Annotated in this window: 1 rRNA gene; it reads right to left on the bottom strand. The window is 50.4% G+C overall.

Annotation, left to right across the window (positions count from 1 at the left end):
- Window positions 1-7 precede the first annotated feature (7 nt).
- Window positions 8-123 (bottom strand): 5S ribosomal RNA (gene rrf / locus KOL94_RS25000).
- Between the last annotated feature and the right edge of the window lie 135 nt (window positions 124-258).

The raw sequence follows: 258 nt of genomic DNA on the forward strand, positions 1-258 counted from the left end.
CTGTGTTGCCCGGCGACGTCCTACTCTCACAGGGGGAAGCCCCCAATTACCATTGGCGCTGAAGAGCTTAACTTCCGTGTTCGGCATGGGAACGGGTGTGACCTCTTCGCGATCGTCACCAGACTATATGAAGTTTGAAGGAAACCATTCCCTCAAAACTAGATAATGTCTTTCTTGAAAACGCGACGCACAGGATGTGCTAGTGCTGACGTTGTCACAGGACGTGACGATGTTAGTCAGCGTTCATTATGTGTGGTT

It is taken from the genome of Alkalihalobacillus sp. TS-13, from assembly GCF_019720915.1.
GTDB lineage: Bacteria > Bacillota > Bacilli > Bacillales > Fictibacillaceae > Pseudalkalibacillus.